At 34.0% G+C, this 23940-nt stretch carries 26 protein-coding genes and 1 riboswitch; of the genes, 6 read left to right on the plus strand and 20 right to left on the minus strand.

All coding sequences use genetic code 11. From position 1 onward, the window contains the following. Nucleotides 1-2 precede the first annotated feature (2 nt). The 6 genes from cmk to prsW form a co-directional block, all read right to left on the minus strand. Nucleotides 3-674: a (d)CMP kinase gene (cmk, locus tag JM172_RS00370; protein ID WP_214480061.1), complete on the minus strand. Its 672-nt coding sequence runs from the start codon at nucleotides 672-674 to the stop codon at nucleotides 3-5. Nucleotides 675-835: 161 nt separating this feature from the next. Continuing rightward, nucleotides 836-1021: a YpfB family protein gene (locus JM172_RS00375; RefSeq protein ID WP_320208488.1), complete on the minus strand. Its 186-nt coding sequence runs from the start codon at nucleotides 1019-1021 to the stop codon at nucleotides 836-838. A 237-nt stretch (nucleotides 1022-1258) separates the two neighbouring features. Further along, nucleotides 1259-1909: a flagellar brake protein gene (locus JM172_RS00380; RefSeq protein ID WP_214480063.1), complete on the minus strand. Its 651-nt coding sequence runs from the start codon at nucleotides 1907-1909 to the stop codon at nucleotides 1259-1261. A gap of 97 nt (nucleotides 1910-2006) precedes the next feature. Next, the gene (gene ypeB, locus JM172_RS00385; RefSeq protein ID WP_214480064.1) at nucleotides 2007-3353 is read right to left on the minus strand and encodes a germination protein YpeB; all 1347 of its coding nucleotides are present in this window, start codon (nucleotides 3351-3353) and stop codon (nucleotides 2007-2009) included. Nucleotides 3354-3367: 14 nt separating this feature from the next. After that, on the minus strand, nucleotides 3368-4156 hold the full coding sequence (gene sleB, locus JM172_RS00390; RefSeq protein WP_250886450.1) for a spore cortex-lytic enzyme: 789 nt from the start codon (nucleotides 4154-4156) through the stop codon (nucleotides 3368-3370). Between the two features lie 791 nt (nucleotides 4157-4947). After that, entirely contained in the window at nucleotides 4948-5616 is a 669-nt protein-coding gene (gene prsW, locus JM172_RS00395) for a glutamic-type intramembrane protease PrsW (protein WP_214480066.1), read from the minus strand. Nucleotides 5617-5823: 207 nt separating this feature from the next. Between prsW and JM172_RS00400 the strand changes: the two genes are divergently transcribed. Further along, a complete protein-coding gene (locus JM172_RS00400) occupies nucleotides 5824-6792 on the plus strand; it encodes an asparaginase (RefSeq protein WP_214480067.1) in 969 nt (322 codons plus the stop codon). 214 nt (nucleotides 6793-7006) lie between these two features. Here the strand turns inward: JM172_RS00400 and JM172_RS00405 are convergent, their stop codons facing one another. The 6 genes from JM172_RS00405 to JM172_RS00430 all read right to left on the minus strand — a co-directional run bounded on the left by JM172_RS00405 (nucleotide 7007) and on the right by JM172_RS00430 (nucleotide 12498). Beyond that, complete coding sequence (locus JM172_RS00405) at nucleotides 7007-7969, minus strand: YpdA family putative bacillithiol disulfide reductase (RefSeq protein ID WP_214480068.1); 963 nt, start codon at nucleotides 7967-7969, stop codon at nucleotides 7007-7009. Between the two features lie 278 nt (nucleotides 7970-8247). Further along, nucleotides 8248-9528, minus strand: a complete 1281-nt coding sequence (locus tag JM172_RS00410) for a Glu/Leu/Phe/Val family dehydrogenase (protein ID WP_214480069.1) — start codon at nucleotides 9526-9528, stop codon at nucleotides 8248-8250. Nucleotides 9529-9869: 341 nt separating this feature from the next. Continuing rightward, the gene (locus JM172_RS00415; RefSeq protein WP_214480070.1) at nucleotides 9870-10460 is read right to left on the minus strand and encodes a genetic competence negative regulator; all 591 of its coding nucleotides are present in this window, start codon (nucleotides 10458-10460) and stop codon (nucleotides 9870-9872) included. Between the two features lie 168 nt (nucleotides 10461-10628). Further along, nucleotides 10629-11399 (minus strand): metallophosphoesterase, encoded by a 771-nt coding sequence (locus JM172_RS00420; protein ID WP_214480071.1) that lies wholly within the window; start codon nucleotides 11397-11399, stop codon nucleotides 10629-10631. Nucleotides 11400-11408: 9 nt separating this feature from the next. Then, nucleotides 11409-11804, minus strand: coding sequence for a hypothetical protein (locus JM172_RS00425; protein ID WP_214480072.1), 396 nt, complete (start codon nucleotides 11802-11804; stop codon nucleotides 11409-11411). 61 nt (nucleotides 11805-11865) lie between these two features. Beyond that, entirely contained in the window at nucleotides 11866-12498 is a 633-nt protein-coding gene (locus JM172_RS00430; protein WP_214480073.1) for a CBS domain-containing protein, read from the minus strand. A 166-nt stretch (nucleotides 12499-12664) separates the two neighbouring features. On the opposite strand from JM172_RS00430, the gene JM172_RS00435 reads away from it, so the two are divergent. Genes JM172_RS00435 through JM172_RS00445 form a run of 3 tightly spaced genes read left to right on the plus strand, consistent with a single transcriptional unit; the run spans nucleotide 12665 to nucleotide 13762 of the window. Further along, nucleotides 12665-12895, plus strand: coding sequence for a spore coat associated protein CotJA (locus tag JM172_RS00435; RefSeq protein ID WP_214480074.1), 231 nt, complete (start codon nucleotides 12665-12667; stop codon nucleotides 12893-12895). Then, nucleotides 12892-13155, plus strand: coding sequence for a spore coat protein CotJB (locus JM172_RS00440; protein ID WP_214480075.1), 264 nt, complete (start codon nucleotides 12892-12894; stop codon nucleotides 13153-13155). Before JM172_RS00435 ends, JM172_RS00440 begins: the two co-directional genes overlap by 4 nt. Before the next feature lie 37 nt (nucleotides 13156-13192). Further along, complete coding sequence (locus JM172_RS00445) at nucleotides 13193-13762, plus strand: manganese catalase family protein (protein WP_214480076.1); 570 nt, start codon at nucleotides 13193-13195, stop codon at nucleotides 13760-13762. Between the two features lie 21 nt (nucleotides 13763-13783). On the opposite strand, the gene JM172_RS00450 is transcribed toward JM172_RS00445, so the two are convergent. The 5 genes from JM172_RS00450 to JM172_RS00470 all read right to left on the minus strand — a co-directional run bounded on the left by JM172_RS00450 (nucleotide 13784) and on the right by JM172_RS00470 (nucleotide 18372). After that, nucleotides 13784-14245: a YpbF family protein gene (locus JM172_RS00450; protein WP_214480077.1), complete on the minus strand. Its 462-nt coding sequence runs from the start codon at nucleotides 14243-14245 to the stop codon at nucleotides 13784-13786. A 330-nt stretch (nucleotides 14246-14575) separates the two neighbouring features. Continuing rightward, nucleotides 14576-15190 carry a LysM peptidoglycan-binding domain-containing protein gene (locus JM172_RS00455; protein ID WP_214480078.1) on the minus strand — a complete coding sequence of 205 codons (615 nt, stop codon included), beginning with the start codon at nucleotides 15188-15190 and terminating at the stop codon, nucleotides 14576-14578. 5 nt (nucleotides 15191-15195) lie between these two features. Then, the gene (locus JM172_RS00460; protein WP_214480079.1) at nucleotides 15196-15798 is read right to left on the minus strand and encodes a CPBP family intramembrane glutamic endopeptidase; all 603 of its coding nucleotides are present in this window, start codon (nucleotides 15796-15798) and stop codon (nucleotides 15196-15198) included. After that, nucleotides 15795-17312: a RecQ family ATP-dependent DNA helicase gene (locus tag JM172_RS00465; RefSeq protein WP_214480080.1), complete on the minus strand. Its 1518-nt coding sequence runs from the start codon at nucleotides 17310-17312 to the stop codon at nucleotides 15795-15797. Before JM172_RS00465 ends, JM172_RS00460 begins: the two co-directional genes overlap by 4 nt. After that, nucleotides 17287-18372 (minus strand): YpbB family protein, encoded by a 1086-nt coding sequence (locus JM172_RS00470; RefSeq protein WP_214480081.1) that lies wholly within the window; start codon nucleotides 18370-18372, stop codon nucleotides 17287-17289. The genes JM172_RS00465 and JM172_RS00470 overlap by 26 nt, the downstream gene beginning before the upstream one ends. Nucleotides 18373-18652: 280 nt before the next feature. On the opposite strand from JM172_RS00470, the gene JM172_RS00475 reads away from it, so the two are divergent. Then, entirely contained in the window at nucleotides 18653-18901 is a 249-nt protein-coding gene (locus JM172_RS00475; protein ID WP_214480082.1) for a ferredoxin, read from the plus strand. Nucleotides 18902-18941: 40 nt separating this feature from the next. On the opposite strand, the gene JM172_RS00480 is transcribed toward JM172_RS00475, so the two are convergent. After that, on the minus strand, nucleotides 18942-19529 hold the full coding sequence (locus JM172_RS00480; protein WP_214480083.1) for an ECF transporter S component: 588 nt from the start codon (nucleotides 19527-19529) through the stop codon (nucleotides 18942-18944). 224 nt (nucleotides 19530-19753) lie between these two features. Next, nucleotides 19754-19904, minus strand: a riboswitch (FMN riboswitch). Between the two features lie 277 nt (nucleotides 19905-20181). Between JM172_RS00480 and serA the strand changes: the two genes are divergently transcribed. After that, entirely contained in the window at nucleotides 20182-21756 is a 1575-nt protein-coding gene (serA, locus tag JM172_RS00485) for a phosphoglycerate dehydrogenase (protein WP_214480084.1), read from the plus strand. An 84-nt stretch (nucleotides 21757-21840) separates the two neighbouring features. Here serA and JM172_RS00490 read toward each other — a convergent pair whose 3' ends face one another. Together JM172_RS00490 and JM172_RS00495 are read right to left on the minus strand one after the other, a co-directional pair. Continuing rightward, the gene (locus JM172_RS00490) at nucleotides 21841-22656 is read right to left on the minus strand and encodes a histidinol-phosphatase (protein WP_214480085.1); all 816 of its coding nucleotides are present in this window, start codon (nucleotides 22654-22656) and stop codon (nucleotides 21841-21843) included. A 213-nt stretch (nucleotides 22657-22869) separates the two neighbouring features. Then, complete coding sequence (locus tag JM172_RS00495; protein ID WP_214480086.1) at nucleotides 22870-23853, minus strand: peptidoglycan DD-metalloendopeptidase family protein; 984 nt, start codon at nucleotides 23851-23853, stop codon at nucleotides 22870-22872. Between the last annotated feature and the right edge of the window lie 87 nt (nucleotides 23854-23940).

Here is a 23940-nt window from a genome sequence, read left to right on the forward strand (position 1 = left end):
TATCAAATCCTCTCTTTAACGATATCCATAATCATATTAACAACCTCAAGGATCGAATACGATGTTGTGTCTATCTCTATCGCATCAGGAGCTTTTTTCAAAGGTGCAATCTCACGCTCGGAATCAAGTTTATCCCTTAATTCTATATCATTCATTATTTGTTCGATGTTTGAATCATAACCTTTATTAATATTTTCTTCATGGCGTCTTTTGGCTCTTTCTTCAACAGATGCTAATAAAAATACTTTTACCTCAGCATCAGGAAGTACATGAGTACCGATGTCCCTTCCATCCATAACCACGCCGCCGTCTTGAGCAAATCGTTGTTGCCTAAGTACCATTTCTTCTCGAACGAGTTTATGTTTAGCTACTATTGATACTTGATTAGAAATATCATCTGTGCGAATTTCTTCTGTAACATTTTTTCCATTCATAAAAACAATTTGTCCATCTATTGATGGCTTTAATTGAATATCCGTATCTTTTAATAAATGAATTAATACTTTTTCATCCTCTAGATTAAGTTGGTTCAGCAATGCATTATACGTAATAGTTCTATACATTGCACCTGTATCAATATAAATATAGGATAATTGCTCTGCTATAATTTTTGCAACTGTACTTTTTCCTGCGGCTGCTGGACCGTCAATCGCTATTGAAATCAGTTTTTTCATGATGCCTCCTACAACTACTTACAAAGATAAATAAAAAGCGCTCATTAATACAAGAAAATTAACATGCTGCAGATCATAAAAAACATGAAAATCTCCTTTTCACACATAAGCGCAGAGTATATCTTTAATAAAATTCCCTCTATATTGTAACATACACTGACCTACTGGTCGAACGTTTCAAGCACAATTGTAAAGTTATTTTTTTGCACTCCCTCATAGTCAACCAATTTGGATATATATGGCTTTACATCATTGTGAGCTAATAAACTTTGAGCTATGATTAAAAAAATAACTTGAATGATGACTAGCTTCATGATAATACCTTCAAATCTTTTCAATTTAAACACTCCGTTTTTAATTATTGTGCTAAAAAACAGAGTAAATTATGCAATCAACATTTTTATATGGCTGTTTTTGTATTAATTGTTACTTTTGGTAATTAGTAATAATTCCGCATAAACCAAGCATTCGTTGTATCTTTTCTCATTTAAAATAATATAAACTGGTTCTAAATTCTCAATAACAACAAATTTCCTACAAGAGCCTTTAATATAAACGCTCAAATCAAAAGAAAATAACTAAAATTATCTTTTCCTCATGGCTACTTGCTGTTCAAAGCAGTATCTAATCAGCATTTGGCGTTCGGTTTCTTTCATGTCAAGAAAATTAATTGTCGCTTTTTTTCTGTCATTATCATCCTCTCCAACTACCCGAATGACATTACATGGAATTTTCAAATATTTATACTCTCCTGACTGGTAAGGAAGAACAAACCATACTGACATCTCTGTATCAGGTGCAACCTCTACACCTTGAGGCATAATCAAGGCTGCTCCACCTGCACTTAAATCACTCGTAACAGTTAAAAAAGGAGGAAAGTCATCATACTTAGGATGTACCGCAACATCGACAGAAGTCTCAATTCTAACAAATTGTCTTCTTTGTATCTTTACAAACTTGTCCTTTGCTGGCTTTTCTAACGTAATCATAGGAATTTGTTGTTTAGTTTTGCCAGTAATATGTGTTTTAAATGTATAAACTTGCTGATCTTTTCTTATGTATTTAGCATTAAAGTGAGTACCGTTCGTAAAAAATGCTGATTTTCCTGTTGACGTATTAATTGGATAATCAATATAGATGTATTTTTTATTCAACTCAACAATTCTACATTTATATGTATCTGTCTGTTCATCACTTGTTTGAGAAAGTATAATCGTATCCCCTACTTTCAACATCTAAACCACTCCTATGTAATTAATCAAACCAAAAATACACTAAAATATGTTAATATATTAATACTATTAAATCATGAAACCACGAAAAAGAACAGCCTTAAAGCTGTTCGTAGATTGGCTCTGCATTTTTTAGTTTTTCAACTTTTTCTTCGAAACCATTTTCTGCGTTTATGAAGATTCGATAAGTATCTGAGTCGATCGTACCTATAAACTCAAAGCACAAAACTTCCTCTCCTAAGTTATTTACAATGATCGCCTGTCTCTCTTCCATTATTGTTACATCAGGGTTTATATTTTCTTTTGCCTTTTCTACTGTTAATGTTGCTTGTGGGATGTCCCTGTCCCTCTTAGCCGTTAAATAATCCCGAGCAGAGAATCCAATAATATTCCCTTTATCTAGGGCTACTTTCATATTTATTGAATCAGGATAAATTCTTACACCATCCCTCTCGGTAACAAACGTAAACACTCCTATATTTGCATATTGAGCACTCTCAAAAAGCTGCTGGTTTTCAAACTTATTCTCTTTTAAAAATGTAGCTGCTTTATTAGCTGCATCATTTAAACTTACTTGTTGTTCTTTAACCTCTCGGTCCTGAATCACCCAAATAGGGTAGCCCCCTTTTTTAGTTATGTCCATATACGTATTAGCTTTATTTTTGTTATCCTCGATTGTTAAGCTATAAAAATCATAGTTTGAACCGTCAGCATTTTCACTAATCTTTATTTTCTCATCTCCCTTTAAACCAAGAAAGTCAATCGCAATTTTTTGAGCTTTGGCTTCATCAATCTTTTCACCTTTTATTTGCTCTAAGCCTTCATTTTTCATATTTAAACTCGTAAATGTTGGTCCCATATTTGTTTCCGAATAGCCTTCGACGTTTTTTTCTACTGTCTTAAACCCATCTATAATCGTATTATCCATTTGCTCGTCGCCGGTAGACAATGCTAATTCAACATCCATCCACCGTAAGTTATTTTCTAACACAAGGTATTGTACTTTTCTTAGCTCATTTTGAATCTCAGCAGCATTTCCATAAAGCACTTTTAATGTCTCATATTCGTCCTTTGATAATGGCTGATTATTTAAATCTCTAATCGCAGTTCGATAGCTAAATTCACCAATCTTTGATAAAAATTCTTCCGTTTTATTAAAAGGTAATAACGTCAAAGGTAATTGCCCTACATCAGAATGTGCTTCTGATGTAATTCTCCATACTTCCGCTAGTGCAGGAGAAAGCGATAAAGGAGAATTCATAGCTAATGTTGTTCCTATCTTATCTTGTAGCAAATCAAGTTGAAAAGTTAAGTCATGAAATGCACGTTGATAATTATTTTCTGCCTGAATTAAAATTGCGTTTTTTTCTCTATGTTCCTGATACCCCCAGTACGATACACTCGCTACACCTAATGTTAATATTCCTATTATTATTCCTCTAATCAAAATATCCCGCCTCTCTACTTACAAAACATATGTTTACCAATTTTTTTGATTTGTGGACGGGTCCAAATCCATTCACTTGTTGCTGTATCTGGGTTAAAATAATAAAGTGCATTTTCTGAAGGATCCCATCCATTTATTGCGTCTAAAACAGCTTCTTTCGCTTTTTCATTAGGAGTTAACCATATTTGACCGTCAGCAACTGCTGTAAATGCTCTAGGTTCAAATATGACACCTGAGACTGTATTTGGAAAGGAACTGCTTTCTACTCGATTTAAAATGACTGCGGCCACTGCTACTTGCCCGATATATTCCTCTCCTCGAGATTCTCCATATACTGCATTCGCCATGAGTTGAATATCATTTTGCGAGTAACCGCTTGGAATATTCATTGCAGTTGACTTTTTAGGTGCCGTTCCTTTTTGCGATTTCTTCGCTGGTTTAGACTCTTTTTGCTGCTTTTTTTGTTTTACTTGCTTTTCTAAATCAACGTTTCCATAATGAGTAAAATGATTTCCTTTATTAATTTGTTCATAAACAAAATCTTTATTAAATTTTGAGGCATTAGCTAGCTTATCTTTTGTACTAGGTCCTGCTATACCATCGACTGGTAATCCAAACTCAGATTGAAATTCACGTACAGCCCAATATGTGCCCCATCCAAATACTCCATCTATTTTCCCCTTAAAAAAACCTATGAATTGTAAGCGAGATTGCAATTCTATAACGTCGTCACCGACAGCACCTTTTTGTATGACTTGATTACTAAAAGCATTTGTGACGATCGGTGAAGTGTTTGTAAGCATGAGACAAGTAAATGTTAGGGCAAGTAAAAATACTTTATTACATAATTTTTTGTCCATTCTGTTAACCTCCAACTCTTTTCACATACTACAATTTCAACTATTAGATTTCCGTAGACATAGACTTTTTATTCAGAGATTGTTTTTGCTTAGATTGTCGTCATATGTAGATTTAATAAAAAGAAACTAGCTTTCATGGCATCTATTCTTCTTTAAAACAGTGCAATGAGGTTGTTCTTGCAAAGAAAAATATCAAAATACTTTTAAAGTGAGTTCACGATAAAAAATTTATCTTTTTAACATTCGTTTTCACTTTATTGGGTAAAAGGTATTATGTAGGAATACCTCAGCACGAGTTGCATGGCAGCCTTGGATTTCCATAATAACGTTGAACACTAGCTTGTCATGCTGTGAATGAAAGGATTTTCATTGCATAAATTGTCGATTTACAAGCTTTTCTAATATCTCAAAATAGCTAAATGACACCTTCTTTTACGAGCCGCTGATTGTTGTATAGTCAGTCATAAGAAAAAGGTTCTTCTTCGTCAACTTTATGACTTTTTTCACTTTTATTGCAGGAACTGATGTGTAATAGATCATTTTTATAGTATTTAGAGAAGAAACGTTGAATTTCTGTATTTAGGTCTCATGACGAAAAGCTACAAATCATTCGAAAATGCAAAATAAAAAGATCGCCTCTATTGCAAGAGACAATCTTAAAGGAACTCGCACAAGTAAGTTTTGAACATAGTGAAATAACTATCCGCAGTATAAATATCATTTATACCCTGTATCTAATATATATGTTTGATAGCACGTGCTTTTTTCACCTTGCGTAAACCTAACCACCATAGGAATATCATAAAAGGGATGATAAATAAAATCCACTTTTCTTGTACTAATTGTTGTGCTATTAAAATGATATAATCGTATAATCCATGTAGCATAAACGGGGTCACCAGAGACAGGATTAACCATTTATTTTTGCTCGTTTCCTCGGAAAAACGTGCCTTACCTAAATAATACCCCATCACAACCCCTAGCAGTGCATGACTTGAGACAGGTAACATCGCTCTCATAATTGCAGTCTCTACCCCCTGCGCAAATAAATATAATATATTTTCGACAGTTGCAAACCCTAATGAAACACTTACACCGTAAACAATTCCATCATAAACCTCATCGAATTCTATATGTTGATATACTGTATAAAATAATATGAACCATTTAATAAATTCCTCAAGTAAGCCTGTTACGAGAAATGAATCAATAAAATTTGAGCTGATATTATATTCTTCATGAATTACATATTGAATAAACATAATAGGAAAAACTAAGATTGCGCCAAAAATAAAAGATCTTACAACCATAGATATAGGCTCAACCTCATAATCATCTTTTAAATAAAAATAACATAACAAAGCTAGGCCAGGAGCAATACCTGCGGAAACAACCGCTATCATCATCTGTCCTCTTTTCTTTTTAAATGTTAAATGTATCGTACCATGATAAACTATATTTGAAAATAACATCCATATACATTTTCAGGTGTTAATTGGAAAAAAGATGAAGCATTTAATTTTTCACTTGGGATGATTTAATTACAGGATAGTAAAGGTTAGACTTATAGAAAATTGAAATATTTTTATTCTTAAAAGGGAGTGTATTAAGTGAAAAAGATATTAATTATTCATACTGGTGGTACCATTTCTATGAAAGAGGATGAAAAAACAGGCAATGTTGCACCTGATGAAATAAACCCATTGCATGATAGTACACCATCTTTATCTGATATCGCACAGGTCCAGGTAATAGAACTATTTCACCTTCCTTCACCTCATATCACGCCTATTGAAATGCTACAGCTTAAACAACAAATTGAAGAGAAAGTAGTTAGTGACTGTATTGAAGGCGTAGTTGTCACACATGGAACGGATACATTAGAAGAAACCGCGTATTTTCTTGATTTAACTATACAAGTTGACGTGCCAATTGTCATTACAGGTGCGATGAGGTCAAGTAACGAAATTGGTGCAGATGGTTTATATAATTTAATTTCATCAGTTAAAGTTGCATCAAGTGAAGATGCTAGAGGGAAAGGTGTGTTAGTTGTTCTGAATGATGAAATTCATACTGCCAAAAATGTTACAAAGACACATACTAGCAATATTGCGACCTTCCAAAGTCCACAATATGGTCCAATTGGCATCGTTACAAAAAGGGGGGTGTTTTTCCACCACATTCCTTCTAGCCGAGATAAATTTTCTATCAAAAGCATTCAGAAGAACGTTGTATTATTAAAAGCTTATGCAGGTATGGATGATTCAATATTTAACGCGATTAAATCAATTCAACTTGATGGCTTAGTTATTGAAGCATTAGGTCAAGGTAACCTTCCCCCTAACACTGTAGGTAGACTACAAGATCTTATTGAAGATAACATACCAATCGTGTTAGTTTCTCGCTGTTTCAATGGGATTGTACAAGATATTTATGGATATAAAGGTGGTGGGAAAGAATTAAAGAATCTTGGTATTATCTTTTCTAATGGACTAAATGGTCAAAAGGCAAGAATTAAATTGATGATCGCTTTAGAAGTTACTAACAATCATGAACAAATTAACAACTTTTTTTCATAAATTAAATCGCCTATGCCATTAAAGCTAAATCATTTTTAATAATGCAATTATGCGATAGTCTACAAGAGAGCCTTTAACACGTATAACCACGCAGATCGTTTCTTCTATAAAACGGTGGTTTTCGTAAAAAGATAAACATACATAAGAAAATCAGGTGGAATAGACTCTCCACCTGATTAAAGATACTACATAAACTAAATACATTTAACCCTGTCTATTTTTTTTTAAGATATGATGCAATTTGTTCTCCATGAAAACGTCCATTTTCTATAAATATTTCATTTGCGTTATTTCCGGCTGCTATGACACCTGCCACAAAAACACTTGACACGTTTGTTTCCATCGTGTCTGGGTGAAAAACAGGTCGTCCAGTTTTCACATCTATATCTATTCCGATATTTTTCAAAAATGCATGATCTGGATGATAGCCTGTCATCGCAAATACAAAATCATTTTTTACACATTTTTCCTCATTATTAACATGATAAAATACTTTATCTTCAGTAATTTGTGTAACGTGAGCTCCAAATTCCATCTTAATAACACCATCTCGAATTAAGCCATCGAATTCTGGCAATATCCATGGTTTAATACTATTTGAGTATTCATTACCTCTATACAACACTGTCACTCTTGCACCAGCTTTAACAAGCTCAAGCGAAGCATCCACCGCAGAATTCTTGCCTCCAATAACTACAACATCCGTGTCAAAGTAGGGGTGAGCCTCCTTAAAATAATGATGTACTTTTTCTAGTTCTTCGCCTGGTACGTTCATGAAATTTGGATGGTCATAATATCCTGTTGCAATGATCACATTTGTTGTCTCATATGTTTGATTAGAAGTAACTACTTCTATAACTCCACGGTTACTTTTTGAAATTTTAGCTACTTTTTCAAATGTATTCACTCGTAAATTTTTTCTAATGACTACTTCTCGATAATAAGCTAATGCTTGGTTTCTAACTGGCTTACGGTTTTCTGTTATAAAAGGTACATCTCCTATCTCTAACCTTTCACTAGAACTAAAAAAGGTTTGGTGTGTAGGATAATGATAAATTGCATTAACAATATTACCTTTTTCAATAATAAGTGGAGAAAAACCCTTAGATTGTAGCGATATAGCTGCCGCCAAACCACATGGTCCACCACCTACAATTATTACGTCTTCCTTTTGCATGATATTTCACTCCTTGCTGAATATATACGAATACTCACCTCCCTGCCCATTAGCTCTGGAGGTACAGTTTATGAAGTACGTTATTCAGTTGATATGTCGTTAATTCTTAAAGGGATAGATGGTTTAACTAGTCAACTCGAGATGCTTTTGATCTGCGTACAGAATCACAGATTCCAAAAGCAAATCCCCTATCAAAATGATAGGGGATTTTATAATTACATGCAACGATATTTACACTAACGTTATTAATTATACATATTTTTAAATTTTGGTTGACCTTAAATCCAGCCACGAAAGCGTGAGGCTTCCGCCATTTTACGAACGCCAACCATATATGCAGCTAGCCTCATATCGACTCTGCGCGTTTTTGATGTTTCATATATATTATTAAATGATTTCACAATTACTTTCTCAAGCTTTTCTTCTACTTCCTCTTCTGTCCAATAATAACCTTGATTATTTTGTACCCATTCAAAATACGATACTGTAACACCACCTGCACTTGCTAATACGTCAGGAACAAGTAGTATATCACGTTTTGATAATATTTCAGTCGCCTCAATTGTCGTAGGACCATTAGCAGCTTCTACAACAATACTAGCTTTAATATTATGAGCGTTTTGCTCAGTAATCTGATTTTCAATTGCAGCTGGTACCAATATATCACAATCAAGTTCCAATAATTCTTTATTCGTAATTGTATTATTAAATAGCTTCGTTACTGTTCCGAAGCTGTCTCTTCTGTCAAGTAAGTAATCAATATCTAAACCATCTGGATCATAAAGAGCGCCATATGCATCTGAAATACCTACAATTTTTGCGCCTGCATCATTCATGAACTTTGATAAATAGCTCCCTGCATTACCAAACCCTTGAACTACTACTCGGGCACCCTCAATATCAATACCTTTTTTGTTAGCGGCTTCACGTATACAGATTGTAACCCCTTTAGCTGTTGCAGATTCACGACCGTGTGAGCCACCTAATACTAAAGGCTTTCCAGTAATAAATCCTGGTGAATTAAATTCATCTATGCGGCTATATTCATCCATCATCCAAGCCATGATTTGTGAATTGGTAAATACATCAGGTGCTGGAATATCTTTTGTAGGTCCGACAATTTGACTAATGGCACGTACATACCCTCTACTTAACCGCTCTAATTCTCGAAAAGACATATCTCGAGGATCACAAACGATGCCTCCCTTTCCTCCACCATAAGGTAAATCAACAATACCACACTTCAAACTCATCCAAATTGACAGCGCTTTAACTTCTTTTTCAGTTACATTTGGATGAAATCGAATACCCCCTTTTGTTGGTCCGACTGCATCATTATGTTGTGCTCGATAACCAGTAAAAATTTTAACTGACCCATCATCCATTCTTACCGGAATTTTCACTGTCATCATACGAATTGGTTCTTTTAATAGCTCATAAACTTCTTCAGGATATCCTAACTTATCTAAAGCTTTATGTATTACAGTCTGTGTTGATTTTAGGACATCTAGTTTGTCTTCTTTACCATGCTCACCAGCGGTGTTATTATCGGCTACCATTGATAAACCTCCTAGAAAAAAATCACTTATAGAGGATGTCAAAAAACCGGAAAAAGGCTTTTCAAATATACTTCACAGTATACTGATTCAACGGTTGTCAAATGACATGGCAATTATTATGTGCCTACCTCAGTTTCATTTCCGTTCTTTTTATCCCTTATTTGTAACAACACTTTTTAAAGGTTAGTGTCCACCTTTCATGACATAGTATACACCTTCTTACATAGAATGCAAGATGAAAAAAACAAGTTTCTTAATTTTTATACCCAAAAATGTAATCGGTTTCATTTTTGTTTTTTCCACAAGAAAAAGCCTCTTTATTTAAAAAATAAAAAGGACTTTTACTTTTTGATAAAATACTCATAAAGTTGCTGTATGGCATTTTCATCCATTAGCAACTTACCGTATTCATGAACACGATGTGTAGTAATCGTTGCAGGATTTCCAAACTCAGCTACAACTGCGATAAAATGCTCTTTATACAAGTCAATTTTTTCATCAAAGTGAATATAAAAACGATTATTATACGAATATAATTTTCCGTCGGTAATGTTTAACAAAAATAGTCGTCCTGCTAACTGAATAACATCTTCAATTGATGAAAACTCATAAAATAAATCATCGCTTTCATCTAAAGTAACCTTCATTTCGATATAGTCATCTAAAAATTCATCATCTACATCCACATCTGCATGGTCTTTCGTTACAATAACGACCATCCCTTGAGCTGGTATGGAGAATATTTCAACTGCTATTGATCCATTTGCTTCAAAACCCAGCTCTTCACTTGCTTCATCAATCATGTCACGGAATAATTGCTGGACTTTTATAGAATCCTGCCATAGATCATCTTTTGTCAAACCACGATCGACTAAATCATCAAATGTTAGGAAAATTTTAATCTTATTGTAGTTCAAACGCTCGAGTCTCATAATCAGCTCTCCCCACCTACACATCCTCAAGTTTCTTATAGTTTATGTTCAATCGAACAAAAGGTTCTTAGATTTAATTATCAGTTTACAATGTTTTATATAATAAATACAAGCATTTTGTCATTAATTAAGCAAGTTTCTTCCTCATGTATGAATAATACCTACCGTTCATTCATCACATTTTTTTAACGTTATAAGATGTGTTTCAGAAGGAGCTCCTAGCCTAAGAGGTAAACCTGTCGTTCCATAGCCGTTACTAACGAGTATATTGGTTGAATCGACCTTTCTTAATTTGCCTTTTTCATAAAGTCCCCATTTAAGAAAACGTATTTGCCCCCCATGAGTATGTCCACTCAAAATCAGTTTAATGTCATCTTCCATCGTTATTTTTTGGATAATCTTTGGATTATGACTTATCAAAATTTTAAACCCATCTTGCTCAGCGTCTAATAGTGCTAGATCAACTCGATCGCGCATATATGTCATGTCATCGACACCAATCATAATAATCTTTTCACCTTGTGCCGATTCTAAGGTCTCCGCTGTATTGTCTAATATTTTCACTCCGTAATCAAGGAGTAAGGCATCTAATTGGTGATAATCAACTTCATAATCATTATTTCCCCATACGAAATAAATCGGTCCGACTTCCTTTAATTTCTGAAGGTTAGCCTTTACTCTAGAAAAGGGGACACCTTTCTCCATTAAATCCCCACCTATGACTACACAATCAACTTCCCCTTTAACTTTGTTAATAATCTCGTCAGCAATATTTCTACGATGAATATCTGAAATAAAAAACATCTTAAATGAATCTATGCTAGCAGGAAAGGTGTTGAATTCAAGAGTAATTTCTCTCACATTGTTTTGAAACGCCTCATAAAACATATAGCTAATTAAAAATCCTAATAAAATTATTGTGATAACAAAAAAAATCATGTTTCCTCCCTAACGATTTAGCTCAATAACTGAGTTCCTCTTCAAGTCTATTGAGATCATACCATAAATCACAGCAAAGCATAAATAAATTAATGATTGCCAGTACCCCATATTAAATAACAAGTAAAAGCTAGGTAAAACCGCGTAGGATAAAGCAATATCAAGAAAAGAAACTTTATTTTTTTTGAAGATTAAATAAGTTTGTTCAATAGCACTTCTTATTAAAAAGGCATTACAAATAAAACCTACAAAAAAGCAGATCATCGCAGCAATGAACTTTAACGGATCAAATATAAGGTTGTTTAAAAGTCCTGACAAAGTCACTGGAGATTCAATTGGAATCCAACGAATAAAGACATAGCCACATAAAAAACCGGTAATTAAACTCATTATCTTCATTAACATAAAAAAAAACCCCCATACTACATTTATGTATGGAAGGATTAAATCATGAACATAGAAAGGCTTAGTCTTCGTATATATCTAGAACGCGGAAACCAGATTGCTCTAACTTCGCAACAAATTTATCAATATTGTCCTTTTTTTCAATTTTCATGACAATTCTTCGAACTAACTTATCTGTCTCGTCAAAAGTGACCAATGAAATAATGTGCTCATGGAAACTCCTTGCTATTTCTGCTAACCTAGCTATTCTTCCTTCAGTTTCTACAGATGAAAACGCAATTCTAACACCAGGTTTTTGCATGCCAAATGCACTTTGGAACTGTTTCAATACATCATAACGAGTGACAATCCCTAAAAATGTTTTATCTTCGTCTACAACTGCTAGCAAAGGAAAATCTTTTAATTGGACTAACGTCTTTTCAAAAACCTCTTCACCTTCTAGGTATGTATCCTGATGAGTAGCTAATTCACTTGCTGTCGTTTTCGATAAAAACTCTTCTTTGCTATACGTTGATTGAAAGTAACTTTCATATATTTGATATCGGGTTAAGGTACCAACATAACTTTCGTTCATTACGATAGGTAGTGCATCAATCTGATGATCATTTAATTTCTTCAAAGCTGTTTGGATAGACTCATCATGAGCTACCGATATACATTTACTTTTTGGGATAAGTAGGCTCTTTACAAACATAAAAAACACCTCTATTCTATATTATCTCTATAATATATTATACTACAAAGAAAATAGTTTTCCTCCTATAAGTATATGTTTTTTTATTCTGTGGGCATGAAACCTTAAAATAAAACATAAAAATGGAATGATACTTTGAAAAAGAATTTAAACAGGGAGGTTATCAATGGTTACTTTTAGAAAATCATATCATCCGTATATTAGCCCACATGATCCGTGTAACCCCATATACGAAAAATATTTCGTTACCCCACCTAATCTATATATAACATTCCAACCAAACCGGCTACCACAATATTCAGCAAAAGAAGCATTAAGAAAAGGAACATTATGGCCTATCTTTTATGATCCATACTATGGTCCAAATGAGGTAGAAGAGCGGGGAGAATCACAATGAATAAACAATTACCCGAACAATTTTATTCACTGATGGAGGAACTGCAGTCGATAGATTTTGTGCTCCTTGAATTATCTTTGTACTTAGATACACACCCTGGAGACTATGAAGCAATTCAACAATTCAATCATTATGTAACAAAAAAACACCAAGTAACAAAACAACTTGAGCCTATTTACGGTCCTTTGCAACAATATGGAAATAGCTATGCTGGCTACCCATGGAATTGGAACGAATCTCCTTGGCCATGGCAAATATAACAAATGACATAAGTTAAAAGGAGTGTGTTCTTACGATATGTGGATATATGAAAAAAAACTACAATACCCAGTAAAGGTTAGTACATGTAATCCAGAACTTGCAAAGTACCTCATTGAACAATACGGTGGTGCAGATGGAGAACTCGCTGCTGCACTAAGGTACCTCAATCAAAGGTATACGATTCCTGATAAAGTTATCGGTTTATTAACCGATATTGGTACTGAAGAATTTGCCCATCTAGAAATGATTGCAACGATGGTTTATAAACTTACAAAAGACGCTACTGTTGAACAATTGAAAGCAGCTGGTTTAGGTTCACATTATGCAAACCATGAAAAAGCCTTGTTTTACGAAAACTCAAGTGGTGATGCATTTACGACATCCTATATTGCAGCAAAAGGTGATCCGATTGCTGATCTATATGAAGATATTGCAGCTGAGGAAAAAGCTAGGGCAACTTATCAATGGATTATCAATTTAAGTGACGATCCTGATTTGAATGATGGATTACGTTTTTTGAGAGAAAGAGAAATTATTCATGCGCAACGTTTTCGAGAGGCTGTAGAAATATTAAAAGAGGAAAAAGATCAAAAGAGGTTCTTTTAGCTAATGACTTTAACTCATTAGCTATTTACTTTCATGGTATAAATTTATATCATATTCTGTCTGCATTAAATCAAAAACTCGCTCCCTTTCATGCCATTTAATAGGTTGTGGCCATAGTTCAATACTCTTTCTTATCACTTCACAACGTAAATCATGAAATTCCTTCTCAGCTTTGTCAACCTTCTTTTTATAATAAAGAATTGTACCATACACGGAAAATATGGTGAGCAATACGAATAAATGAATTTCATCTCCTAAGAAGGTAGACATGATCCTACTCGTAGAATAATAAAATGGCTGTACAATGAAAAATAAAATATATAGAAAGAATATGATGCACAGAAATAGTAAAGTATACTGTAGTAGCTTCACTCTTTGTTTCAGAAGTTCAAATTTACGTTTTCTATCAACGAGATGCTGAAGCAATTGTTTTGTAACTTGATCTGTATTTGTATGTAATTGCTTTATTTTCTCCTCAATCATAACCACCCCCAGCTTACTATACTCCTATTCTATTAACTTGGACAACGTATTATGCCATTACTATATTAACATGCCGGAGTTTCAAATCATAAAGGCGCTTTATCCTTTATGGTTTGAAACGAGCTACTTAAAAGGCTCAGAATAGCTAGACAAACCAAAGAGGCAATAAACCTTACCTTCCTGACTAGTAAGCGTGTTAATATGCACTTTCTTCTGTAAGTAGCTATGCTTACATGAGCCCAAAGAGAAATATTCAATGGAACTAAACATTATTTACCGTTTCACTCAGTTAAAAAGTGAAAAACGCGTCAAAGAAAAACGAAAGCACACTTATTTGCTTTCGTTCTGTCTCGTAGGTATAAGAAGTTTCTGCCCTGTAAATATACTATTTCCTTGTATATTATTTGCTAGTTTAATGATCTCAATTCCAGATTGACTATTAAAATATTTCATTGAAATGCTAAATAACGTTTCGTCATTTTTTACATAATGTATGATGTAAGAATTACTATCTATTATTTCGGTCTCTTGTTCGACCCCATTTTCTATATTCGTTTCGCTAGATGCATGATTAGTGTTGGTGTCTTCTTCAACACTTTCACTTTCTATTGGATTAGGTTGCTGAAAGGTTTCTTCGTCTTCCACATTCTCTCTGTTAGGGGATTGGATATTCACTTTCACAGGACCCTTACTATTTGTATCTATAGTATTATTAGCGTGTCGGTATGCAATACTAAGGATTACAATGGGCAATAAGATAAAAAACAGAGCTAATAAACGAATAATCGGGTATTTAATTCGAAATTTCGTTTTCTTTTTTGTTGCTTTATGTACCTGACTTCTCGGAGGCAACACTGATTTTTCTAAACTTTCCTCTTCAGCATTTGCAATCCTGTCCCTTAATTCTTCAGCTTGATCATGCAACTTTTCATTCTGATTAGACATACCTGTCACCTCTTACTATGTCTTTTGCTACTTATATAATTTAGTCGCAATCTAACGGCTAATATAAAATCTATTAAAAAATGTGCAAAGGTTGTGACAAATAAGTTATTTGTCTTTAAAAACATATATCCTAATAAAAAGCTTAAAAATATAACTGAAGTGAATAGAACCCACTTTTGAAGATACCGAAAGTGTAAAAGCGCAAATATTACACTAGCAACTACAATGCCAAAATGAGTTTGTATAACACCTCTAAATAATAGCTCTTCTGAGAAGGCAATGACGATAGTTAAAAAGAATATATGCGGTATACTTCGATGCTGAAAAATTTTTTCATTTAGTCCACCATCATCAATTAGCTCATTTGGTAAATATTTCATAAATAGCAAGTCAGTTATAATTACAAATAACGCTATTCCACCACCATATAAAATGATTCGGAAATCGAATAAGTTCCATAGTTCTTTGAATGATTTGAAATCTGGAAATAGAAAAAAACCAAAAATAATTGCGGCCACAATCATTAATGTTTGTGTTGCATACAAATGAAATAAAATTTCACGATCGTCCATATTTTGTAATAAACGTTGTTGCCTATTATTTATCATTTATTTTCACTCACTTTAAACATTCGATTTAGCTCATTCCTCCAATGAAATGGTTTAGGCTTTGTAACCTCAGATTTTTGATAAAAATTGTTTATTTGAAATGAGCAATTATCACAGCAACTAGGGGGTTTCTTTTCTAGCTTCTCGCAAAAATATGCCAGTAAATGTTCTCTTCGGCAATCGTTACATTCAATCCATTCCAGCATTTTATGTAACTTCGAGTATTTCTCTTCAATTCTTCTTTGTACTTCTTCATAAATTACACGGACGATTTCACCCTTATCGACATGACTATTCATCAACTTTGGAAGCTGCATGATTAGATGCTTTAATAATCGCCACTGTACTTCTGTCAAATGATATTTGTCTATGATGTTTATATCATGTTGTTTATTAAAAGTGGCAACGCTACTTATCTTCCCTGTCTGATCTAAGTAATCAACTACTTTGCCAACCTGCTTAACTGTCGGAAACTCATGTTCGATAATGTTTCTTTGTAATTTGTCATCACCAACGGTATGAAGTAGAATTGCAATACTATTTTTACCATCACGCCCCGCACGACCTATTTCTTGAACATAAGATTCAAATTGGCTTGGAAAATGGAAGTGAATCACAAACCTGATATTAGGTTTGTTAACACCCATACCAAATGCACTCGTACAACAAATAACATGTAATTGATCGTGGAGAAACTGTTGTTGTATTAACATACGCTGTTCTTGGTCCATACCACCATGATAATAAGCGACATCAGTTATTCCTTCGTTTAATAATCTTTCTGCTATTATTTCAGTCCAATTTCTACTAGAAAAATAAATGATTCCTGGTCCCTTCAGAGAACGAATGAAATGTAGGAGCTTGTCGATTTTTTCTTCAATGGTATTAACTTTTTCAACTAATAAAGCGATGTTTGGGCGGTCTACAGAATAAATATGCATATTCGCATCATGTAAGTTTAAAGATCTTTTAATATCTGTAATTACCTCGTTTGTTGCTGTTGCAGTTAATGCCAGGCAAGTTGGATTTCCTAACAATTCTTTTATTTCACCTAGCTTAGAATAATCTGGACGAAAATCATGTCCCCATTGTGATATACAATGGGCTTCATCTACAACAAATAGTGAAATATTGATGTTCTTTAGCGCTGAAATTATATGAGGTAATTGCAGCATTTCCGGAGAAATATAAATAAAGCGAAAACTAGCTATATCTCTAATAGCAAGGCGTTTAGCACCCGTTCGTAAAAAACTATTTAGTGCGATTACTTTTTTTTCACCATTCATCCTAAGCTGTTGAACTTGGTCTTCCATTAGAGATACTAATGGTGAGATGATTATAATACTGCCACTCAACATATAACCTGGTAATTGGTAACAGATTGATTTCCCCCCACCCGTTGGCAGCATCCCTACAACATCATTTCCAGCTAATATATCCTCAATGATTTCCCTTTGACCTGTTCGAAATGTTTGATATCCAAATCGGTTATTTAATTGTGTTTCCAACTTCATTTACTCCACCACTTTTAGCTAAAACAAGACGAATTTCAAAATATGAAAAGGTTGAATTTAATGCCTGTTTAATAAGCTTTAATTGATTCGTTTGCAACTCCCTTATTTGGGCTTGAATGAGTGCTACCTTATTTGTATTAATAAACGGTTCTATACTAAAATTTTCAATGTTATGGGCAATCTCAACAATATGATCCTCAATTGTGCTCTCTTTTAAATCCCTTATTTTAGAAATTTGATCTATTGATTTCCCGTTGTTAATTAAAGCTAGCGTTTTCCGAGCAGAAACTGTTAGTGGATATGGAAAGTTAATATCAACAATCATCTTAGCTAAAATAGGCACTTGAGTTTTGTTTTGTTCAACTAAATTAACCATTTCGTGTAATATAGCTTGAAAAGTAAGAACAATATACGTTTCATCTTCACGATACATTGTTGATAGTTGTTTATATGTCAGGCCTATGCGGTCAAAACTTGATAGCCTAAGAACAAAAAGGTTCGCTTCTTTTTCTGACAACATGGAAAGTAATAGCTCTAATTCATTAACTATATTATTTATCAGCACTAATTTGTTTCCTTGAAAGTGGTTGAAAAAATCCTTGACCCATTTTTGAACACTTTCGTTCGTCTGAATAGGTGTATATTGCTGATTTTTATAAGAAATATTTGAGAGCACCTGAACAATTAAGGTTAGTCTTTTCCAAAAATGACTAGCCACATTGTTATACTTCCAACCGTCAAGCTTTTCCGGAAATGGACTTTCCAATAAATATTGTGCAACTATTTTTTCACCAGCTATTGTTGCGACATAATGATCGTTCTCAATTTCTCTAATGTAATTTTGTTCTTTTAATAAATGAACAGCTTTTGTAACTTCGTGTATGGAATGATCCGGTAAGACCGAAAACAAATTTGATAATTGGTATAGCTTACCATCATGAATTGTTTGTGACGATTTTTTGCCTTTTAATAGATGGTGCACGGCAGCAACAGATCGCTCACCTTTCAATTTCTTAAGACAGTATAAAACTACTACAGAAAAATAATTGAGAGTTTTCATATGATCACCTTAAGATAAATAAACTCAAAATGAATAGATATATTTATTTTAGCAAATATTGAAGAAGTAATGTGAACTATTCTCGTCAAACCTCTATAAAAAACGTCTTCATTACTGATTATGACTTTTATTTAACAAGCTAGAAAGCCTTATATGATAAGTATTCTCAATGACTTTTCTATTGAAAAGTTTTTAAAACAGTTTTACAATAGGAATGAGCAACTCATTTCCATTTTATGAGGAACTAATTTATTAATAGATAACTTTGGGAGGTATTTTGATGGCAAAGTACACAATTGTTGACAAAGAAACATGTATCGCATGTGGTGCATGTGGAGCAGCTGCACCTGATATTTATGATTATGATGATGAAGGTATTGCATTCGTAACATTAGACGATAATCAAGGAATTGTTGAAATTCCTGATGTTCTATTAGATGATATGATGGATGCACTTGAAGGATGCCCTACAGATTCAATCAAAGTTGCAGACGAAGCATTTGATGGCGATGCATTAAAATTTGAATAGCATAATAAAAAGCCCTCTGACAAGTCAGAGGGCTTTTTACTTATGCATTATGCAATGCTCTTTGCTGTTGTTCTAACCAAGTACGCATTCTTGTGAAAAGGAGTAAAAATACGATCGTTATAACTCCTCCTTTAATCAAGTTAAATGGCATGAATGCAACAGCAATTAATTTCATTGTTTCTAAATTGGACATGGCAGGGTAACCTAAAAACATCGTATATGCTGGTAAAATAATAAACATATTTAAAACCGCCATCATTAACGTCATTACAATCGTTCCTACAATTAATCCAAATGTTAAACCAGTTTTTGAGTTATATTTTCGGTATATATATGAAACGGGTAAAATGAACAATAATCCCGCAATAAAATTAGCTGCTTGCCCTACAGGTACACCTACTGCGCTACTCATAAAGAAATAATGTAAAATATTTTTAATTGCCTCTACAGTAATTCCTGCTGCTGGCCCAAAAACGATGGCTGCAATTAAAGCTGGCACTTCACTAAAATCGATTTTCAAATACGGTGGTATTCCTGGCAGTGGGAAATCAAGCATCATTAAAATAAATGATATACTGCTTAACACCCCTACTGTAACTAATTTTCTAACGTTGTTCTGTCTTCCCATGTTCCTCTCTCCTTTTCGTCTTTCAGTCCACCCCACGAAAAGCGGAAAGGTTCTTTTCGATACCAACAATAAACCCCCATGCAAGAGGCATGAGGGTTTTGAATGAAAGGTATACTTAATAAGCTGCACTTAAGGGTATTCTTGATACTTGCCAGTTCCTTTTTGATCACATAACAAATAAAGCTTACAAAAAGGTATGGACAACCTTAAGACGTAGCTAGAACCTCCATCTTCTCCCATCCAGACTATACTGTCGGCTCTGGAATCACACCAGATCCTGCTATTATGAATAGCTCGCGGGCTTAGAGCTTGAATATGTTAAAAAAATCACTCATCACCGCCGGTCGGGAATTTCACCCAGCCCCGAAGATAGACCTATTAAATTTTTTATACACCAATTATTATACCTCATATGACCTTATTTGTGAATCATAAAATCTTTAATTCAAACATTTCAGTTTAGTAATAAATCTACGTATTATAAAAAGCTCTATGTGTACTCTATATTAGTTCCTTACATGTGAAAATAAAGCTTTGTTTAATAAAACGCTTTCAATTTTTTGACTATTTCTTATTCCATTGACATGGGTACTTTATTATGGTAAATTATCAGAAATTTATACACATTCCAGAACTTTAGGAGGATTCTTACATGTATCGCATTCTTGTTTCCGACAAAATGAGTGAAGAGGGATTAGCCCCATTATTGCAGTCAAATGATGTGGAGATTGTTCAAAAGAAAGCTAGTGAAGTTGAAAATGAATTACATGAATTTGATGGATTGTTAGTTCGAAGTGGTACACAGGTTACGAACGACCTATTAGCAAAAATGGACAACTTAAAAATCGTTGCCCGTGCAGGTGTTGGAGTAGACAATATTGATATAGATGCTGCAACAAAACATGGTGTCGTTGTTATTAATGCTCCAGATGGTAATACTATTTCTACTGCTGAGCATACATTTGCTATGATGGCATCATTAATGAGGCATATCCCTCAAGCAAATGCAACAGTCAAATCTGGGGAGTGGAATCGATCCTCTTATGTTGGAACTGAATTGTACGGTAAAAATCTAGGAATCGTTGGTTTAGGTCGAATAGGGAGTGAACTCGCTAAACGAGCGAAAGCTTTTGGAATGACAGTTCAAGTATTTGATCCGTTTTTAACGAAGGCACGTGCCGAAAAAATGGGTGTTATATCATCTTCTCTCGACGAATTATTACGAACAGCTGATATTATAACAGTGCATACGCCTCTAACAAAGGAAACCAAGGATCTCCTTAATACAGAAAATTTGTCTAAAACAAAGAAAGGTGTGTACCTTATTAATTGTGCGAGAGGCGGAATCATTAATGAAAACGACCTTGTACAATTTATAAAAGATGGCCATGTAGCAGGTGCTGCACTTGATGTTTATGAGGTCGAACCACCGACCAACCCTCAGCTAATACAACTAGAGCAAGTAATAACAACTCCACACTTAGGTGCTTCAACGAAAGAGGCACAATTGAACGTAGCAGCTCAAGTTGCAAAAGAAGTTGTTCAATATTTACAAGGACAACCTGTATCATCTTCTATTAATCTACCAACACTTTCAAAAGACGTATTTGACAAAATTAAACCTTTTTATGAATTGGCGAAAAAAATGGGAACGATATTATCGCAATGTATGCATGAGCCTGTAAAAGAAATTTCAGTTGCCTATTCAGGTAGTGTTGCAGACTTAGAAACAGATTTTATTACTAAAAGTTTATTATCTGGATTTTTCAAACCAAGAGTTGATTCCACTGTTAACGAAGTTAATGCGTCAATGATTGCTAAAGAACGGAGTATTACTGTTGGTGAAAAGCTGATTTCTGATACAAATGGTTACTCAAATAGTATAACTGTAACCGTTCATGGTGAAGATAAGTCATTTGAAATTAAAGGTACGAATATAAAAGATTACGGTCCAAGGATCGTTAGCTTAAATCGTTTTGTAATCGATTTTCATCCTGTTGGAAATCTAGTATATATACAACACACAGACAAACCAGGTGTCATTGGTAGAGTTGGTAAAATATTAGGTGACCTTGAAATCAATATTGCAACTATGCAAGTTGGTAGAAAAGAGGTTGGTGGAGAAGCGATAATGATGCTATCATTTGATAAACCGCTTGATGAAGAAATGATAGCTACACTAGCTACTCTTGATGATATCGTTTCTATAAGAAAAATAGATCTGTAATGTTATAGATGATAGAAGGAGCATACGCTCCTTCTTTTTTTGAGGACCTGATCTCACTCGTGAAACACGTTATCGCAACAACGATTAATCGCCTAGTGGTACTTCTTTTCGCTGACCTTTTTGAAAGGTTGTAAGTGTTTTATATCCAACATCTCTTGCTAATTTGATAGCCTGATCAAAATCTCGCCCAACATCTTCAGGTACATGAGCGTCCGATGAAAGTACAATTGGAATTTTTTTATCAAAACACATAGTTAATAAGCGTGGGTCAGGATATAATTCCCCAACAGGCTTACGAAGACCCGCTGTACTAATTTCCACACATGTTTTAGAATTGGCTAAAGCCGATGTAGCACGATCATATTGTTCAAGTAGAAACTCTTCATCAGTAGGTACGTATTTGAAAATTTTTACTAAGTCTAAATGACCGACGATATCAAATAAATTTGACTGTGCTAACGTCACAACTTGATCAAAGTATTTTCGGTATGTATCATATAAATCTCTTCTGTCCCATTCTTTGCGATATTCAGCCAAATCAATACCGAAATCACCTACCCAATGAATCGAACCAATTACGTAGTCAAAATCATAGCTTTGTATAAAAGCTTCCATTTCTTTATGCTTGTTAGGTGTATAATCCATTTCAATAGACATTTTCACATCAATTCCATCATTCCACGCATCATGAAATAGCTTAACATAATCATCCATATCATAATAACGGCGCTCATCAACCCAAGGATTACTCAAAATATCTTTTGTTTGATAGAAGTGATAAGCGTGCTCTGAAATACCAAAATGTTCAATCTTTTTCTTAGCTGCTTCATCCGTAAATTGCTTTAAATAATCGATCGTTAATGTACCTTTTTCTAAATGATTATGATAATCTGTAAGCATGTGACTGTTCCTCCCGCATGTTTTTTCTCATTATATCCTGTCAATGAGCGCGGGACAACAATAACATTATTAGTATAAACGCATTGCGAAAACTTTGTTGCTGTTGTCAATATATTTTAACGACTTTGAGAGATATAATGCACCATTAACTTAACGAGGAAAAAAGATTCCTTTTTATTTTTCCATACTAAAACAGTCTTAGGATATAAACCGTTATCTTCCTGAAACGACTAACACTTGGGATGGATAAATGACATCCTTCGTAAGTTGATTTGACTTCTTAATTTCGTCAACTGTCACATTTAACTTAGCTGCTATTGCTGGTAAGGAATCGCCCTCTTTTACAATATACACTTCTTCACTATTAGGATATAGTACGATCTCTTGGCCAACATGAATGATATCCGATTGTAAATTATTCCATTGTTTAATAGAATTAATCGCAACTTCATGTTCTAAAGCAATTTTCCAAAGAGAATCATTTTCTTCAACTTTCACAGTAATCTTCTTATCAGGTTTAGGCACATCTTCATAATTTAGTAGCTGGTTTCCAATAATTATTTCAGAAGACCGCTCACCATTTTCAACATCAATTGTTTGCCATTCAATGATTTCATTATTAAATTCCATTTCGGTTATTAACCGCTTATAATTACTAGCTATTGCTTCATTAGACAGCCTCTTATTTTGTTGTTGAGGAGATTTTAATACAGATAAGGGGTCAATTGCATTTGTCTTAGCATAATTCCATTCTCCGACGTGTATTTCAAAATGTAAATGTGGGCCTGTTGAACGACCTGTACTTCCAAGTTCGCCTATCTGTTGCCCAATTTTCACTTCTTCTCCTTCAACAACATAACGATTTTTCATATGTGCATAAACGGTCTCAATACCGTTATTATGTTTAATAAACACAACATTTCCATATGTATTAGAATAATATGATTTCAGAACAGTACCACTAGCAGCAGCCATAATAGGACTCCCACTTTGGCCAGATATATCTAAACCTTTATGTCTGCCATTCCGAGCAGTAAAATTATCTGTTAGCTCACCTTCAGCAGGCCAAACCCAATTTTTTGTAAGTTCTTCTATTGACAACCCTTCAGCTTTTGCAATTCTCCCTCCTACAAATAATAACCCTATACAGAAAGCTATCATTAAGACAACGAATAAGCGTCTAAAAAAATCTAACATTTTTGTTAGCCTCCCCATTAATATATCGTTATCTTATATATGAGGACTTGGACAAAAATAGAACAAAAAGAGAGATGAAAAAACATC

The organism is Bacillus sp. SM2101, from assembly GCF_018588585.1.
In the GTDB taxonomy this organism is placed as follows: Bacteria; Bacillota; Bacilli; order Bacillales; family SM2101; genus Nanhaiella; species Nanhaiella sioensis.

What these genes read in the sequence shown, in the direction of transcription:
- JM172_RS00420 (WP_214480071.1), bottom strand. Translation starts at nt 11,399, where the DNA reads ATGATTTTTTTTGTTATCACAATAATTTTATTAGGATTTTTAATTAGC.
- prsW (WP_214480066.1), bottom strand. Translation starts at nt 5,616, where the DNA reads ATGATAGCGGTTGTTTCCGCAGGTATTGCTCCTGGCCTAGCTTTGTTA.
- JM172_RS00465 (WP_214480080.1), bottom strand. Translation starts at nt 17,312, where the DNA reads ATGAAGTTGGAAACACAATTAAATAACCGATTTGGATATCAAACATTT.
- sleB (WP_250886450.1), bottom strand. Translation starts at nt 4,156, where the DNA reads ATGCTTACAAACACTTCACCGATCGTCACAAATGCTTTTAGTAATCAA.
- serA (WP_214480084.1), top strand. Translation starts at nt 20,182, where the DNA reads ATGTATCGCATTCTTGTTTCCGACAAAATGAGTGAAGAGGGATTAGCC.
- JM172_RS00460 (WP_214480079.1), bottom strand. Translation starts at nt 15,798, where the DNA reads ATGATAAATAATAGGCAACAACGTTTATTACAAAATATGGACGATCGT.
- JM172_RS00475 (WP_214480082.1), top strand. Translation starts at nt 18,653, where the DNA reads ATGGCAAAGTACACAATTGTTGACAAAGAAACATGTATCGCATGTGGT.
- JM172_RS00495 (WP_214480086.1), bottom strand. Translation starts at nt 23,853, where the DNA reads ATGTTAGATTTTTTTAGACGCTTATTCGTTGTCTTAATGATAGCTTTC.
- JM172_RS00470 (WP_214480081.1), bottom strand. Translation starts at nt 18,372, where the DNA reads ATGAAAACTCTCAATTATTTTTCTGTAGTAGTTTTATACTGTCTTAAG.
- JM172_RS00380 (WP_214480063.1), bottom strand. Translation starts at nt 1,909, where the DNA reads ATGTTGAAAGTAGGGGATACGATTATACTTTCTCAAACAAGTGATGAA.
- JM172_RS00445 (WP_214480076.1), top strand. Translation starts at nt 13,193, where the DNA reads ATGTGGATATATGAAAAAAAACTACAATACCCAGTAAAGGTTAGTACA.
- JM172_RS00410 (WP_214480069.1), bottom strand. Translation starts at nt 9,528, where the DNA reads ATGGTAGCCGATAATAACACCGCTGGTGAGCATGGTAAAGAAGACAAA.
- JM172_RS00480 (WP_214480083.1), bottom strand. Translation starts at nt 19,529, where the DNA reads ATGGGAAGACAGAACAACGTTAGAAAATTAGTTACAGTAGGGGTGTTA.
- cmk (WP_214480061.1), bottom strand. Translation starts at nt 674, where the DNA reads ATGAAAAAACTGATTTCAATAGCGATTGACGGTCCAGCAGCCGCAGGA.
- JM172_RS00440 (WP_214480075.1), top strand. Translation starts at nt 12,892, where the DNA reads ATGAATAAACAATTACCCGAACAATTTTATTCACTGATGGAGGAACTG.
- JM172_RS00450 (WP_214480077.1), bottom strand. Translation starts at nt 14,245, where the DNA reads ATGATTGAGGAGAAAATAAAGCAATTACATACAAATACAGATCAAGTT.
- JM172_RS00415 (WP_214480070.1), bottom strand. Translation starts at nt 10,460, where the DNA reads ATGAGACTCGAGCGTTTGAACTACAATAAGATTAAAATTTTCCTAACA.
- JM172_RS00425 (WP_214480072.1), bottom strand. Translation starts at nt 11,804, where the DNA reads ATGTTAATGAAGATAATGAGTTTAATTACCGGTTTTTTATGTGGCTAT.
- JM172_RS00405 (WP_214480068.1), bottom strand. Translation starts at nt 7,969, where the DNA reads ATGCAAAAGGAAGACGTAATAATTGTAGGTGGTGGACCATGTGGTTTG.
- JM172_RS00490 (WP_214480085.1), bottom strand. Translation starts at nt 22,656, where the DNA reads ATGCTTACAGATTATCATAATCATTTAGAAAAAGGTACATTAACGATC.
- JM172_RS00455 (WP_214480078.1), bottom strand. Translation starts at nt 15,190, where the DNA reads ATGTCTAATCAGAATGAAAAGTTGCATGATCAAGCTGAAGAATTAAGG.
- JM172_RS00430 (WP_214480073.1), bottom strand. Translation starts at nt 12,498, where the DNA reads ATGTTTGTAAAGAGCCTACTTATCCCAAAAAGTAAATGTATATCGGTA.
- JM172_RS00435 (WP_214480074.1), top strand. Translation starts at nt 12,665, where the DNA reads ATGGTTACTTTTAGAAAATCATATCATCCGTATATTAGCCCACATGAT.